The 15088-nt window shown below is 44.8% G+C and carries 12 protein-coding genes; 5 read left to right on the top strand and 7 right to left on the bottom strand.

Annotation, left to right across the window (positions count from 1 at the left end; translation table 11 throughout):
• Window positions 1–12: 12 nt before the first annotated feature.
• The 5 genes from nadB to FD973_RS06630 form a co-directional block, all read right to left on the bottom strand.
• Window positions 13–1668 carry an L-aspartate oxidase gene (gene nadB, locus FD973_RS06610; protein WP_215322545.1) on the bottom strand — a complete coding sequence of 552 codons (1656 nt, stop codon included), beginning with the start codon at window positions 1666–1668 and terminating at the stop codon, window positions 13–15.
• A gap of 102 nt (window positions 1669–1770) precedes the next feature.
• The gene (fdhF, locus tag FD973_RS06615) at window positions 1771–4665 is read right to left on the bottom strand and encodes a formate dehydrogenase subunit alpha (RefSeq protein WP_215322546.1); all 2895 of its coding nucleotides are present in this window, start codon (window positions 4663–4665) and stop codon (window positions 1771–1773) included.
• Window positions 4666–4698: 33 nt separating this feature from the next.
• On the bottom strand, window positions 4699–6501 hold the full coding sequence (locus FD973_RS06620; protein WP_215322547.1) for an NAD(P)H-dependent oxidoreductase subunit E: 1803 nt from the start codon (window positions 6499–6501) through the stop codon (window positions 4699–4701).
• A 153-nt stretch (window positions 6502–6654) separates the two neighbouring features.
• Window positions 6655–6879 (bottom strand): hypothetical protein, encoded by a 225-nt coding sequence (locus tag FD973_RS06625; protein ID WP_215322548.1) that lies wholly within the window; start codon window positions 6877–6879, stop codon window positions 6655–6657.
• 9 nt (window positions 6880–6888) lie between these two features.
• Window positions 6889–9141 carry a DUF748 domain-containing protein gene (locus tag FD973_RS06630; RefSeq protein ID WP_251368734.1) on the bottom strand — a complete coding sequence of 751 codons (2253 nt, stop codon included), beginning with the start codon at window positions 9139–9141 and terminating at the stop codon, window positions 6889–6891.
• Between the two features lie 339 nt (window positions 9142–9480).
• Here FD973_RS06630 and FD973_RS06635 point away from each other — a divergent pair, with 339 nt between their 5' ends.
• Both FD973_RS06635 and FD973_RS06640 read left to right on the top strand, forming a co-directional pair.
• On the top strand, window positions 9481–9687 hold the full coding sequence (locus FD973_RS06635) for a hypothetical protein (protein ID WP_215322550.1): 207 nt from the start codon (window positions 9481–9483) through the stop codon (window positions 9685–9687).
• Window positions 9688–9728: 41 nt separating this feature from the next.
• Window positions 9729–10469, top strand: coding sequence for a M23 family metallopeptidase (locus FD973_RS06640; RefSeq protein ID WP_215322551.1), 741 nt, complete (start codon window positions 9729–9731; stop codon window positions 10467–10469).
• 13 nt (window positions 10470–10482) lie between these two features.
• On the opposite strand, the gene FD973_RS06645 is transcribed toward FD973_RS06640, so the two are convergent.
• Window positions 10483–12033, bottom strand: a complete 1551-nt coding sequence (locus tag FD973_RS06645; protein ID WP_215322552.1) for an MORN repeat-containing protein — start codon at window positions 12031–12033, stop codon at window positions 10483–10485.
• 261 nt (window positions 12034–12294) lie between these two features.
• On the opposite strand from FD973_RS06645, the gene FD973_RS06650 reads away from it, so the two are divergent.
• A complete protein-coding gene (locus tag FD973_RS06650) occupies window positions 12295–13239 on the top strand; it encodes a glycosyltransferase family 2 protein (protein WP_215322553.1) in 945 nt (314 codons plus the stop codon).
• 2 nt (window positions 13240–13241) lie between these two features.
• On the top strand, window positions 13242–13955 hold the full coding sequence (locus FD973_RS06655) for a bifunctional 2-polyprenyl-6-hydroxyphenol methylase/3-demethylubiquinol 3-O-methyltransferase UbiG (RefSeq protein WP_215322554.1): 714 nt from the start codon (window positions 13242–13244) through the stop codon (window positions 13953–13955).
• 123 nt (window positions 13956–14078) lie between these two features.
• Here FD973_RS06655 and FD973_RS06660 read toward each other — a convergent pair whose 3' ends face one another.
• Window positions 14079–14444 carry a hypothetical protein gene (locus tag FD973_RS06660; RefSeq protein ID WP_215322555.1) on the bottom strand — a complete coding sequence of 122 codons (366 nt, stop codon included), beginning with the start codon at window positions 14442–14444 and terminating at the stop codon, window positions 14079–14081.
• A 23-nt stretch (window positions 14445–14467) separates the two neighbouring features.
• On the opposite strand from FD973_RS06660, the gene FD973_RS06665 reads away from it, so the two are divergent.
• Window positions 14468–15064 carry a hypothetical protein gene (locus FD973_RS06665; RefSeq protein ID WP_215322556.1) on the top strand — a complete coding sequence of 199 codons (597 nt, stop codon included), beginning with the start codon at window positions 14468–14470 and terminating at the stop codon, window positions 15062–15064.
• The last annotated feature ends 24 nt before the right edge of the window (window positions 15065–15088 follow it).

Below are 15088 nucleotides of genomic sequence, written 5' to 3' on the forward strand. Positions count from 1 at the left end.
ATCTCAAGCTCGCTAAGCTTCTTGAGGGCTGTCTACGCCTTCTGCTTGTGGCGTCAAAATAGTCGGATAGGAAACAGCCCAGGTACCGGGATAGTCACGGCTGTAATGCAGTCCCCTACTCTCTCGACGCATTAATGCTGAGCGCACAATAAGTTCCGCGCACTCCAAGAGATTTCTTAATTCAATCAGATCCCGGGTCACCTTAAAATTCGCGTAATACTCTTGAACTTCGTAGCGCAGTAGTTTAATTCGGTGCAATGCACGTTCCAGTCTACGATTGGTTCGCACGATACCAACATAGTTCCACATCAATGAGCGCAACTCATCCCAGTTGTGTGCAATGACAACTTGCTCATCCGCATCCTCAACCTGACTTTCATCCCATAAAGGTAGTGGCGGAATCGCAGGAGATTTGAGCGAGGATATATCTTCAGCCGCCGCTTTTCCAATCACCACACACTCTAACAATGAGTTACTGGCCAATCGATTAGCGCCGTGCAAGCCTGTATATGTAGCCTCTCCCACTGCGTAGAGACCAGGCAAATCAGTGCGTCCCTTCAAGTCGGTTACCACTCCACCACAGCTGTAATGCGCAGCTGGGACCACTGGAATAGCCTTCTTCGTTATATCCAATCCCAAACTAAGGCAGCGAGCATAGATCATGGGAAAGTGCTCTTTAATAAATGCCTCACCAAGGTGAGTGGCATCTAAGTGAACATAATCTAAACCATGTTTTTTCATCTCAAAGTCGATTGCTCGGGCGACAATATCGCGCGGCGCTAATTCATTGCGATCATCATGCTCTGGCATAAAGCGTGTGCCATCAGGCAACTTTAATAGCCCACCCTCTCCTCGCATTGCTTCTGTGATTAAGAAAGTACGATCACTGGGGTGATACAAACAGGTCGGATGAAACTGAATAAATTCCATATTGCCAACGCGACATCCTGCACGCCAAGCCATGGCAATACCATCTCCAGTAGCGGTATCAGGATTGCTAGTGTAGCGATAGACTTTACCCACGCCACCAGTTGCCAATACAACTGACTTCGCCTGGATAGTTTCAACCTTATTCTTTTTAATATCTAAGGCATACACACCATAGCAACGATTAGGCTTGCCACGTTGCACCTTAGCATCCAAATGACGATTAGTGATGAGATCAAGCGCAATCCAATGTTCTAAGATTTGAATATTCTTGTGCGATCTCGCTTTGTCTAGCAATACTTCATGAATTGCTTTGCCAGTAGCATCTGCGGCATGCGCAATACGGCGATGACTATGGCCACCTTCACGAGTAAGGTGCAAACCCATCGGACCAGATTCATCCTCGGTAAAAGGGACTCCCTGCTCCACTAACCAACGGATTGCTTCCGCACTTTCCTCTGCTATGTAGCGGGCAGTCGACTCAACTACAAGACCAGCGCCAGCCTCCAAGGTATCGGTAACATGAGAGTCGATACTGTCGCGTTCTTTATCCACAACACCGACAATGCCACCCTGAGCCCAAGCAGTAGCAGCTTCAGCTAAACCGCGCTTGGCCATCAAGATCACAGGCTGAGTCTCAGCCATATGCAAAGCGACCGTTAAGCCCGCTAAGCCAGCCCCAATAATGAGAACGGGCAAATCCGCTTTTGCTTGTGCTGATGTAGGTATTGAGCTAGCCATGAAGGAGTCATTCTAAAGGGCAAATGAAAATGATGAAATCTATGCAAAAAGACCCCTTTTAGGGGCCTTTTTTATTAACTACCTACACACAAAGAACGGCACCTAGTTATTGGCCATCACTTTTGGTCCATTCGGGGCATTAGTACCATAACCTATTACCGCTGCGGCCTGACCACCTTTGGATAACTTTACCGCGCAATACTTAAATTCCGGAATCTTGCCAAATGGATCTAAAGCAGGATTGGTAATGAGATTGGCAGCAGCTTCATAGTAGGCGAATGGAATAAAGATCACACCCTTTGGAGTGCCATCATCTCGGCGCACATGAATACCGACCTCACCTCGACGTGACTGGACGGTAATCACATCACCAGCAGAAACGCCTAACTGGGTCATATCTTCGCCATTCATAGAAACGGTTGCCATGGGCTCAATTGCATCAAGCACAGTTGCTCTCCGAGTCATACTGCCTGTATGCCAATGTTCTAACTGACGACCAGTAATAAGCACAAATGGGTACTCAGAATCTGGACGCTCATTTGCGGGGATGATATCAGCAGGTACGAGCTTTACTTTTCCATCGGGAGTAGCAAACTGATCATCAAAGACAATTGGACGACCAGGATCTTCCAGTGATAGGCATGGGTATGTCACGCTAGATTCTTTTTCAAGGCGCTCCCAAGTAATTCCTTTAATCGCACCATGCATAGCTTGACGCATCTCATCGTAAACCTCTGCAACACCAGCATCTGGACCCTGATAGTTCCAGTTCAGACCCATGCGTTTAGCAATCTCTTGAATGATCCACAAGTCTGCTTTTGCATCGCCTGGAGGCTCAATCGCCTTCTTGCCCAATTGCACCATACGATCGGTATTGCTTGCTGTTCCCACTTTCTCTGGCCAAGCGCTGGCTGGCAAAACCACATCTGCAAGTAAAGCAGTTTCAGTCATGAAGATGTCCTGAACTACCAAATGCTCCAAAGAAGCTAAAGCGTGACGAGCATGATTCAAATCAGGATCGCTCATTGCTGGATTTTCACCCTCAACATACATGCCGCGGATCTTGTCAGGATCACTATCTGGAGCAGTGATCTTGTGCATGATCTCAACTACGGTATATCCAGGTTTTTTATCTAGCAGTGTATCCCAGAATTTTTCAAACCAAGCATGGGCTTCAGGATTATCAACACGTTGGTAATTTGGGAACATCATTGGAATCAAACCGGCATCACTCGCGCCCTGCACGTTATTTTGACCGCGCAAAGGATGCAATCCTGAACCAGGTTTGCCAATTTGTCCGGTAATGCTGACTAAGGCAATGAGGCAACGCGCATTATCAGTTCCATGGACATGCTGACTCACACCCATGCCCCACAAAATCATAGCCGACTTAGTGGTAGCAAATTCGCGAGCTACTTCACGCAATGTTTCTGCAGGTATGCCACAAATAGGCGCCATTGCTTCAGGGCTATACCCCTTAATATTTTCTTTTAAAGCTTCAAAGTTATTGGCACGATTCTGAATAAAATCTTTATCGGCCAAACCTTCTTCAATGATGGTGTAAATCATGGCATTAAGCATTGCCACGTCTGTGTCAGGCTTAAATTGCATTGTGCGCCATGCATGTTTACTAATTTCCGTTTTGCGAGGATCACATAAAACAATCTTCGCGCCACGCTTGGCGGCATTCTTAAACCAAGTAGCGGCTACAGGATGGTTTGCAGTCGGGTTTGATCCAATCAACATGATCAAACTAGAATGCTCAACATCATTCACTTGATTACTCACAGCACCAGAGCCTACCCCCTCCAATAATGCGGCAACAGAAGATGCGTGACAAAGACGAGTGCAGTGGTCTACGTTATTGCTACCAAAGCCAGTGCGCACCAGCTTTTGAAATAAATAAGCCTCTTCATTGCTGCCTTTTGCAGAACCAAAACCTGCTAATACCTTTAAGCCGTATTGGTCTTTTAATTTCTTGAGTCCGCCACCAGCGAGATCCAAGGCCTCTTCCCAAGTTGCCTCACGGAAAATATGAGACCAGTCTTGCTTGCCTTCAAGCATGGATTCATCTTTTGGTACGCCAGGTTTACGGATCAGCGGTTTAGTGAGGCGTTGAGGGTTATGGATGTAATCCATACCAAAGCGCCCCTTAACGCACAGACGATTGTGATTTGCTGGGCCATCACGCCCCTCAACACTCACAATCTTCTCGTCTTTAACGTTGTAAGTTATCTGACAGCCAACACCACAGAACGGACAAACTGAATCCACTTTACGATCAACCGTTTGCGATCCAATTAAACCCTTAGGCATCAGAGCGCCTGTTGGGCACGCTTGTACGCATTCGCCACATGCGACGCAAGTGCTATCTCCCATAGGATCATTTAAATCAAAAACGATTTCGCTATGAGCTCCGCGCATAGCGTAGCCAATGACATCATTCACCTGCTCTTCGCGGCAAGCGCGAACACAACGATTGCACTGAATACAAGCGTCTAAATTGACAGCCATGGCTGGATGAGAAATATCACTAGATACCGATTCTCTACGCAAGGCTTTGAGCTCAGGACGCACAGTAACATCCATGCGGCTAGCCCAAGTGCTGAGTTCGCCATGCTGATTCTTCTGCTCTTCTTCTTTGCTATCGCCAACCCACTTAAAACCTTCATCCGGCATATCTGAAAGTAACATCTCAAGCACAAGCTTTTGACTCTTGAGAGCACGCTCGCTATTTGCTTTTACTTCCATTCCAGCTGTAGCACTTCTGCAGCAACTAGGCGCCAAAGTACGCTCACCATTAATTTCTACTACACATGCTCGGCAGTTTCCATCGGGGCGATAGCCATCTTTAAAACAGAGGTGCGGAATATCAATACCATGGCGTTTTGCAGCCTTGAGAATCGTTTCACCTTCATAGGAAATAATCGTTTTGCCATCAAGCTTGAACTCGACGGTTTGTAGCTCAAGTTCTTTTGGATTGGTTGGTGCGTTCATATAGTCTCGTTCTTCCCAGATCTGATCTAAGTATTAAGCAACTTCTTGTGGGAAATATTTATGAATACAGCGAATTGGGTTTGGTGCGGCCTGACCTAAGCCACAAATCGAAGCGTCGACCATGACAGTAGCCAAATCTTCCAATGTGGCTTGATCCCATGACTTTGCCTGCATGAGTTTGGCAGCCTTTCCGGTACCCACACGACAAGGCGTGCACTGACCGCAACTCTCATGTTCAAAGAAATGCATGACATTCAAAGCCATATCGCGCGCTTTATCTTGATCACTAAATACCATCACTGCCGCTGAACCAATAAAACAACCATAAGGTTGCAAGGTGTCAAAGTCGAGTGGTATGTCATTCATGGTGGCTGGCAAGATTCCGCCCGATGCACCGCCAGGTAGATAGCCATAAAACTGATGGCCATCTTGCATGCCTCCACAATACTCATCAATCAATTCTTGGATGGTGATACCAGCGGGCGCTAATTTCACACCTGGTTTTTTTACGCGCCCACTGACACTAAAGCTTCGCAAGCCTTTGCGATCATGACGACCATATGAACTAAACCACTCTGGTCCACGTTGAACGATGTCACGCACCCAGTAGAGTGTCTCAAAGTTATGCTCTAAGGTAGGTCTACCGAATAATCCAACTTGCGCAATGTAAGGAGGACGCATTCGCGGTTCTCCGCGCTTGCCTTCAATACTTTCAATCATGGCAGATTCTTCTCCGCAGATATAAGCACCTGCGCCACGACGTAATTCAATTTTAGGAATCGAAAATGGTGGATTTGCTTGGAGCTTTGCTAGTTCTTTTTCTAGCAGCTCACGACAGCCATGGTATTCATCCCGTAGATAGATATAGCAGGCATCGATACCTACGACATTGGCGGCAATTAATAGCCCCTCTAGGAAACGATGTGGATCACGCTCCAAATAAGTACGATCCTTAAATGTTCCCGGTTCTCCCTCGTCAATGTTCACTGCCATCAATTTCGGAGCAGCTTGATCTTTTACGATGCGCCACTTGCGACCCGCTGGGAAGCCAGCACCCCCCAAGCCTCGAAGTCCAGAGCTTTCCATCGCCTTAATGATGCTTTCGGAATCTTTACTGCCATCATGAATTTCTTTAGCCAAGGCATAACCACCTTGTGCACGGTAAGCTTCATAGCCAACATAGTCTGGTGAAACGACTTGATTTTCACCTTGTGGAGATACGCCCTGCTCCGCCAATGATGCAGGATCAAATTTGGCATCGTCCTTAGCTAGCGGTTGCGTAGTGAGCTTGTTATTAACGGCCGCCTGAACTTTATCAGCTGTAGCGAAAAGCACAGGGTATTGATGCACTACTGCAACAGGCGCTTGCTCGCAACGCCCCACACAAGGAGCGGCAACCACTTTAATATTTTCATTACCCAATAGAGCCGGGAGTTTTGATAATAAATTTTGAGCCCCAGCTAATTCGCAAGCGATACCATCACACACCCTGATCGTAATATCCGCTACAGGATCATTGCCACGAACTACTTCAAAGTGATGATAGAACGTTGCAACCTCATACACTTCGGCCATTGGCAAATTCATTTCTTTTGCCAACGCAACTAAATGACGATCATGCAATGCACGATACTCATCGTTAAGCTTATGCAGGTTTTCGATCAATAAATCACGACGATGTGGCGCACTTCCAATTAAATGGCGCACCTCTGCCACAGAAGCATCATCTGCTTGTCGACCTTTTAACTTACTTTTACGTCGAATAGTCTCCCTGAGATCATCTGCAGTAGCAATCGCAACTGCTTTGACTTCTCCAGAAGGTTTTGGGTGATTCATAGTCATTAGTCTCTAATTTTTTGTAGTTTTAAATACTCGAGGCAGCACATCCCTTTTTGTGACGGATGGGCAAAAACACATCTGATTTTGGTTTATTTCAACCCCCAAGTCCTTGACGGCGCTCAAGGGATTAAAACTAGGGTAAACCCTAGTTTAGAGCAATGAGGGCGATGGCCGATCGCCTGGAGGGAGTGAGTAATCCAATTTACGCTCGTAAAGACGAGCCTTATAACAGTCTTGGTAACCCTTACTACCTATTTGCCAGCCTATTGAGGTGCAATCATCTTGCGCTGCAGATTCGATCGAGCCGCAAGCCGAAAGACCAACAGTCATCACTAAGGCGGAAATGAGGGCAAAGGGAATTTTTGTTAACTTCATAAGCGCAGTCTACTTGATTTTGATTTCAACATCGAGAGGAACCCCCTCCTTGCCAGCATTCACTGTTTTTACATCTCCTAGCAAAATACGATCCTTCAAGCTCTGATCGCCTTTCACCATCATGTCATAGGCAAGTTTGGCGCGGTTCTTAGCCAACTCTTTTAGCTCAGTTTCACTAACCTCAATGGCTGCAATTAATTCATTGTGCAATTGTTCGTTACGAGCCTCCCCTTCGGGAAGCATTACTAAGCGTTGACCCAATTTAATCCGACCAACATATTGCGCATAAGCACTTCTCAGGCCCGACTGAACCCTTGGATCAGACAGACTTGGGGCTGGCACTGGTTCACCTGCATTTAACTTAAATCCGGCATCCTTCAATATGGCGGAGTCAGCTCTTACCCGAGCCAATTCTTGTTTATCTTGAACAGGATCATAGGTTCCGTTGATTTGGAGATTTGCATTGGGGCGTTTCTCAAGATAAGCGCCAAACTTCTCTAGATTATCTTGATCTTGGGATAAGAAAACAGCCTCCCCTAAAACAGCATTTACACCGTCATTGCCACTGATACCAACCAATGCAGCCAAAGCTCTAAATGGAGCAGTAGCAATATTCGTTAATACATTACTAATAGCCTGCCAAACCAAGCCACTTGCACTAAATTCAGGTGAGTCAACATTTCCAGCAATACGTATCGTCACATCTATCGTATCGTCAGAATCTTCCAGGAGAGCAATCGCTAAGCCCAAGGGTAATTTTTTACCCTTAAAGTCAGGGACCTCATCACCCAATTTCACTTGCTTGATGATGATTTGATTGCTGCCATTAAGGTCGCCATCCTTTGAACGGTAATTTAAGTTCAGACTTAAGCGACCACCCACGATTTGATATCCAGCAAATGTCATGACGGCCGGATTAAAAGCGGTCAATGGTAGATTGCGGAAATTAACGGTAATGTCATGATTACGCCGAGGATCATCAAATGATGCTCGTCCTTTTGCTTTTAAACTTCCAGCGCCCGCCACAACACCATCAGCCGCCAAAGTCGCTGATCGATCAGGCATATTGCTGACACCTAGTAAGGTGGCATTAAATTTTTTAATGTCGACTTTCAGGTTAGGCTTCATCGCCAGGTCACTAAAAAACACTTCGCCATTTTTTAAATTGATCGAGCGTATATCTAGAGCAAATGGTGCCTTCGGTTTCGTTGGACTTACTGGCGCTGAATTTGATCCATCAGCATTAGCGGGAGAAGAAAATAATCTCCTGAAATTGGAGAATCCCTCTTCGTTGATTTCAAACTGTAGATTAGGCTGATCAACAATGCACTCATCTATAGTCAAACTACTTCCCTTTGCCGAATCTGCCTTAGCCATTTGAAATTCAAACTGACGGAAGTCAGCCGATTTCCAGGCAATCAGTGGCGACTTTTTGCCACCCTCTGCTATGACCAAGTCCATCCATTGCGCACTTCCAGAAACCACATCCCCTTCACTGCCAACCTTTACCAATAAATTGGCATTGATGTATCCACTCATACCCATTAACTCTTTATTTGCAGGTAGCAAGGGGATAAAGGGTGCTGTTGCAAGCTGATTAATTTCCAGCTTGCCCTCCATAATCTGAGAGGCTGTTTTAAACGTCCAATGCGAAACAATATTGCCTTCGTCAAGCTTTAGATTGATCTGCGCCCCTAAAACCCCTGGCTCAGGATTATCCAAACTACCCGATAAAGCCACATGCTGAAATGCAAGTGTCTTTTTAATTCCTGGAATGAGTACTTCTAGACCGCCTAAATTAAAGTCGTATTGACCACGGACTCCAGTAACAACTCCATTCTTGTCGTAGTTGGCGACATCGATCAACTCAATTGAGAAAGGTTTTAATTCCTCTTTTAATTGATTGTTAGGATCAATCAGGTGCGCCGTTGCTCCATGAACCTTGAGTTCATCAACAGAAACTTTAATGGGGGACTTTGTTGAGTTGGGATCAGATGGAGGAAGATTGCTTTTTACTGCATGAATAAATTCTTCCCAATTCCAAGAAAACTGTTGTTGGCCTTTAGAGCCATGTGAAATTTTTTCTAAAGTAATGCTTGGTTTTTCAAGCAAAATTTCATCGAAACCCACTTCGCCTAATGCAAGCTTAGTCCACTTCAAATTAATCATTAATTTGTCAAAGCTTAATAAGTCCTTGCTACCCTTCTTAGCCAAGCGCAATCCATCCAACTCAAAACTTAAACGCAACGGTGAAACACTCAATTGTTCATAATGAATCTGATAACCAATTTTTTCCCCATAGCTCAAAACCGTCTTTTGTAGATATTGAGGTAATAAAAGATGAGACCCAGCCCAAAGGAGTGAAATTAGGATGACGCATAAGGCGACTATGCTGATGAGAAAAGTCTTTAATTTTGGCAATTTGGATAAAAGCATCTACAGCCTCAGATCTACTCAGAAAGTATTAATAGAAACTATCATAATTCAATCAAAAATCGACCATTCCATGGGTCTCATTTAGCGGTAAAATGCAAACTTGCTTACCCATTTGGGGGTTATATGAATAAGACCACAATCAGATGCTTGATCTTAGGAGTCGCCTTGTCTAGCCTCCCGTTCAGCGTTGCTCAAGCAGCCCAATGCAAGCAAGTAAAACTATTAAACGCACCGGCAGTCAATAATCATCCCGTTATCTATCGATATGCACGTCCCATCCGCTTTCATACCGCATACTACTGCCCTGATAATGGCATGTATTATCCTCAGACGCTCGGATGCATGGGCAACTGGGTTGTAGTGCAGCGTTAATATTCTTTGAATCATTTAGACCTTAAGGTCTTTCCACTTTGATGTCCTTATTTAGTAAACGCAATTGCCAATTATTAGCTTTCTTTAGTGGGTCTCTAGGCGCCCTTCTTTCGTCCAATGTTCTAGCGGTTGAAAACACTACATCGCAAAGTGTTAGCGCAAGCAGCAAACCCACAGCAACTACCAGCACCTTAAAAGATATCGCATTTCCCCTTTCACAAAAATCGAGCATATCTAGTGGTTTTGGAATGCGGGCCGACCCATTTACTGGTCAGTATCAAAATCACGCTGGCATTGATTTGCCAGCTCACTTTGGGAGCGCCATATTAGCTGCTAGTAATGGTCGCGTGAAATTTACCGGTTACTTGCCACGCTACGGTAACCTAGTCGAGATCGATCATGGTCAAGGCTATATCACCCGCTACGGACATGCTGATCGAATTTTGGTGAATGTCGGCGACACAGTTATGGCTTCACAGATGATTGCCACGGTTGGAACAACTGGCCGCACCACAGGACCCCACTTGCATTTTGAAGTTAGCCACAATCAAAACACAATGGATCCTAGAGCGTTTCTAAGCGGTGAAGGTGTTGGTTTCTTAAACCTGCCTACCCTCACCCCAGTTGCCTCGATCAACAGGCCCATGCGCTACCAGATACCGCAGTACACCACGTACCACGTTCCTAAGTCGAACGTTACTCCAACAGCTTATGCAAACAAAAAAGCAGTATCCGTATCGGATGAAATCAAACCACGCATTATTTATGTCAGCAAGAGATAGGTGTTTTAAGCACTTACTTAGTTAACAACAGCATGCATTTGCCGAACTCTTCGGTGCCACTCTTAAACCCAATATCGCGACAACGTTTGCGATAGTCCTCATAATTTAAGGTCAGATCGTCAGGCGGAGGCTTGCTTGCTGTCACAGGTGGCAATCTATCGTCCTTTATAGGCAATGGCATGCCGTTATCCCAAAATGCATCCTTAGTTCGGCCATCTGCATAGGTATAGACGCCGCGGCCATTACGCTTGCTACCACGCCATTCACCGGTGTATTTATCACCGTTGGCATAAATCATGCTGCCTTGACCGCTAAAGAAATCATTTTTGAAATTGCCTTCATACTGGTTGCCATTGGCAGACACATAACTTCCAATACCATTACGCTTGCCATCAACCCAATCACCAAGATAACGATCGCCATTCGCATAGTTCATAGTGCCACGTCCGTTTTGCTTGCCGTCCTTAAACTCTCCGCTGTAGCGATCGCCATTCGAAAGGGTCATGCTACCAATGCCGTTTAGCTTGTCATCGCGCCAATCACCTTCGTAGATATTGCCATTCGCTGTTCTGTAAGCACCCTTACCATCACGCTTGTCATCCGAGAATTGACCTTGATACTGATCACCCTTGTAAGCATTTTTTGCAAGGTAGTAAAAAGTACCTGAGCCATTTCGTTTGCCATTGCGCCATTCACCAACATACTTGTCGCCATTGGGATAAACCATGGTGCCCTGGCCATTGAAGGTGTCATCCTTAAGCGAGCCCTCGTAGCGATGCCCGCTGGGCATAATCACAACAGCGACACCGTTCATATTCTCTTCTATCCACTCACCCTCATAACGAGTACCTGAAGAGCTTGTATATGATCCCTTGCCATTACGTTTGCCAAGCTTCCATTCACCAGAGTATTTGTCACCATTTGGAAATACCATGGTTCCCTGACCATTGAAAATATCGTCTAACCAATCGCCGTCGTATTTAGATCCACCATGCGAATAGTAAGTGCCGCGTCCGGAACGTTTTCCATTCCTATACTCGCCATCGTACTTATCACCTTTTGCAGAGTTATTAGCGAGATATAAATACACACCGAAGCCGTGGCGCGCACCAGAACGCCACTCACCTTCATATTTGTCGCCATTAGCAAAAGTCATCGTGCCAAGACCATCAAAAAGATCGTCTTTGAAGTCACCTTCATACTTAACACCATTAGCACCAATAAATGTGCCTTTGCCGTTGCGCATACCATCACGCCAATCGCCTACATATTTATCGCCATTTACTTGAGTAAAAGTGCCCTTACCACTTTGGCGACCATTCTTAAACTTGCCAACGTATTTATCGCCATTTACGAATGTAAAGGTGCCGTAGCCATCAAATTTTCCATCTAGAAATTCGCCATCATATTTATTACCACTAGCCAATGTTTGCGTGCCAGAGCAAGCGGTCCAAGAGCCTGCATCCGCACCAATACATGCGGGTAAGTTAGCACCGTAGCAAACTGAAGAGATTGGCCATATAAGAACCAAAAGAAATCTCAACCCCATTAACTTTCTGTACATGCAAAACCCTTAGCCAAGCATCATTAAAATATGAATTATTTAAATCAAATAATAGAGGAAGCAATTACTCATTCTGATAGCAGACAGTGGTAATTAAGTATTTAATCCCATTACCGCCGGCAATTTGACCCCATATTAGCAATAAATATCGGTCTAATTGTATAGGTTTAGGCCCTATTAAGATGAATTACCAGACCCCGATTGACCCTTGCGACCCAGTATATTGACTGGCAAAATGCCCCCTTAGCCTAAACTTCCTCAATGACCGATAAATCCACCCTTTCTTTGGTAGTTCCCGTTTTTAACGAGGCTGACTCCATTTCGCCATTTATTAACAAGATTAATGGGGTATTTTCTGGTCGGTCAGATATTCATTTGGAAATTGTTTTTATCAATGATGGCAGCTCAGACAGCACTTTAGAGAATCTAATCCAGACCCAGTCTGATTATCCCAATATCAAAATTATTGATCTCAGTAGAAATTTTGGCAAAGAGGCAGCTATCACCGCAGGATTAGAGCAATCTCGCGGGGATGCTGTGGTGGTGATTGATGTAGATCTTCAGGATCCACCAGAACTCATACCGTCAATGATAGAAAAATGGCAGGAAGGCTACGAGGTTGTCCTAGCCTGTCGAACGAATCGTGATTCTGATAGCTGGCTTAAGAGAGCTTCAGCCAATAGTTTTTATTGGATCCACAATCAACTCTCCAATCCGAAAATTCCTGCCAATGTTGGGGATTTTCGTTTAATGGATCGTGTGGTAGTGGAAGCATTGAAGCAACTTCCTGAAACACATCGATTCATGAAGGGTCTATTTTCATGGGTGGGCTTTAAGAGCACCGTGATTAATTATTCTCGACCTAAAAGAGAAACGGGGGTTTCAAAATTCAATGGCTGGAAGCTATGGAATTTTGCCCTTGAGGGGCTCACTAGTTTTAGCACAGAACCGTTACGAATTTGGACCTATATCGGCTTAGCCGTTTCCATCCCCTCATTTTTGTTTGCGGTATTCATCGCGATTCGAGTATTGATTTCGGGTGTAGATGTTCCAGGTTACGCCTCTATCATGGTCGCAGTAACCTTTTTAGGCGGCCTGCAGCTTATTGGTATTGGCGTCTTAGGTGAATACATGGGGCGCACTTATATGGAAAGCAAACGCAGACCGAACTACATCATTCGAAAAATTTTTGAAGTAGAAAATTAAGCATGGATTTAAAAGAAACTGAAATACTAGGAGATAGTATTTCAGAACATTGGTACTATAGTTCGAAAGCAAAAATGCTGGAGAAGGTTATAGGATCAATTTCAAAGTCCAAGATTCTGGATATTGGCGCAGGCTCAGCATTCTTTTCTAAATATTTACTTCAAAATACCCCGGCACAAGAATGTATGTGTCTAGATATTAGCTATCCCAGCAACAGTCAATCAACCATTGACGGCAAGCCTATTTATTTTTGCAAAGAGAGTGAGCCCTATAAAGCAGACCTAGTTCTGTTAATGGATGTATTGGAGCACATAGAAGATGATGCTTCTTTTTTAAAAACATTTGTCGAGCAACTTCCCGTAGGCACTCATTTTCTGATTACCGTTCCCGCCTTTCAGTTTCTCTGGAGTGGCCACGATGTGTTTCTCGAACATCAACGTCGATATACCCTAGAAGGACTCATTAACGTAGTTAAGGAATGTGGCTTAACCCCTCAAAAGCAGTTTTATTTTTATGGTTTAGTCTTTCCGTTAGCTCTCGTTACTAGACTGGCTGATAGACTTGGTCGCAACAATCAAGAACCTGAATCCAAGCTTGTTAAACACCACCCACTCGTTAACTGGCTACTCAAAAAAATCTGCGCCATTGAACTGCATTTCATGACCTTTAATCGACTCGCAGGTCTGAGTGTCGTATGTCTTGCTAAAAAGGCTTGATGAATTAAAAATGAAGCGTCTATTTAATTTTCACAGACGGGCGGATCGCGCAGAATTCTGGAGAGTGAAGGTCAGAACTAAGACCCACCCACCGAGTGAACTACGCACTTAAAAGTACGGAAATTAAGCTATTGAATTCGATCCAGCTTTAACAAGCGCGTCGGAAAGATTTTGGTAGAACATCAACGCCAAATTGGTAGGCACTAAATGCTTCTTGCGTGAATCATCATCATCAGCAACCAAATCAATAAAACCTTTGGCAATCAAGCTTTTGATACGTGCATGCAAGGTTGCCTGGGAAGCGATGGTTTTTAAGGCCGTTAAGTCGCCCATCAAGGGAAACTCATTGTTGTAATAGGCGGTAATTAACCTGTCGAGCAACTCTCTCTCAACATGGTCCAATTTGGACGAGAGATTCATTTGGTCGAAAGATTCGGCCAATTGCACAAAACGCAAATAAGCGGGCAAGAATTTAGTAGATAATGACATGACACAATGTTCATATATCAGCCATGCCAGAACAAGGTAGTAATCTACTATTTAGTACAGGAGTTAAGGACCAAGTCCAGGCCTTCCTCTACGAAACCCTCCTTTCTGGAGCCACTTTTGCCCTCTTTTACCTCCTAAATCTCTACCTCACCACCTCGATAACCCCTTTATACGGGGCCCACTGGATTTTTCTCCCTGCTGGGATCAGACTGCTTCTTACCCTCGTTTTTCCCATTAGCGGGCCGCTAGGCATCGGATTAGCAGCTTTTTTAATCGCCTACTTTATACGCCTACCAGGTCAATTCGTTACAGCCCTCGGAATCGGCGTGACCGTAGGTCTAGCCCCCTATTTTTCCAGAATCATCGTAATTAAACGATTCAAGATTCTTCCCGATCTCAGTAACATCAGCATTACGAAGATTTTTTATTGCACTCTGGTTTTTTCTTCACTAAGCGCTTTGTTTCACCACTCTTGGTTTGTTTATCGAGACTTAAGATCACCGGGCTTCAATGGCTTTTGGATTGAATTTACTGGCAATACGGTCGGGACGTTCTTAGTGCTATCCCTCTTTAAGATCATCGCCTCCAAGTTTGTTCCAGAAAACCCACCCTCACGCTAAGCACCCCCTTTCTACACCTAGAAT

Origin of the sequence: Polynucleobacter sp. MWH-Braz-FAM2G, assembly GCF_018687635.1 — a bacterium.
GTDB lineage: Bacteria > Pseudomonadota > Gammaproteobacteria > Burkholderiales > Burkholderiaceae > Polynucleobacter.

Bases quoted from the DNA above. Each gene is read 5' to 3' on its own strand.
- nadB (WP_215322545.1), bottom strand. From the start codon at position 1,668: ATGGCTAGCTCAATACCTACATCAGCACAAGCAAAAGCGGATTTGCCC.
- fdhF (WP_215322546.1), bottom strand. From the start codon at position 4,665: ATGAACGCACCAACCAATCCAAAAGAACTTGAGCTACAAACCGTCGAG.
- FD973_RS06620 (WP_215322547.1), bottom strand. From the start codon at position 6,501: ATGAATCACCCAAAACCTTCTGGAGAAGTCAAAGCAGTTGCGATTGCT.
- FD973_RS06625 (WP_215322548.1), bottom strand. From the start codon at position 6,879: ATGAAGTTAACAAAAATTCCCTTTGCCCTCATTTCCGCCTTAGTGATG.
- FD973_RS06640 (WP_215322551.1), top strand. From the start codon at position 9,729: ATGTCCTTATTTAGTAAACGCAATTGCCAATTATTAGCTTTCTTTAGT.
- FD973_RS06645 (WP_215322552.1), bottom strand. From the start codon at position 12,033: ATGTACAGAAAGTTAATGGGGTTGAGATTTCTTTTGGTTCTTATATGG.
- FD973_RS06650 (WP_215322553.1), top strand. From the start codon at position 12,295: ATGACCGATAAATCCACCCTTTCTTTGGTAGTTCCCGTTTTTAACGAG.
- FD973_RS06655 (WP_215322554.1), top strand. From the start codon at position 13,242: ATGGATTTAAAAGAAACTGAAATACTAGGAGATAGTATTTCAGAACAT.
- FD973_RS06660 (WP_215322555.1), bottom strand. From the start codon at position 14,444: ATGTCATTATCTACTAAATTCTTGCCCGCTTATTTGCGTTTTGTGCAA.
- FD973_RS06665 (WP_215322556.1), top strand. From the start codon at position 14,468: ATGCCAGAACAAGGTAGTAATCTACTATTTAGTACAGGAGTTAAGGAC.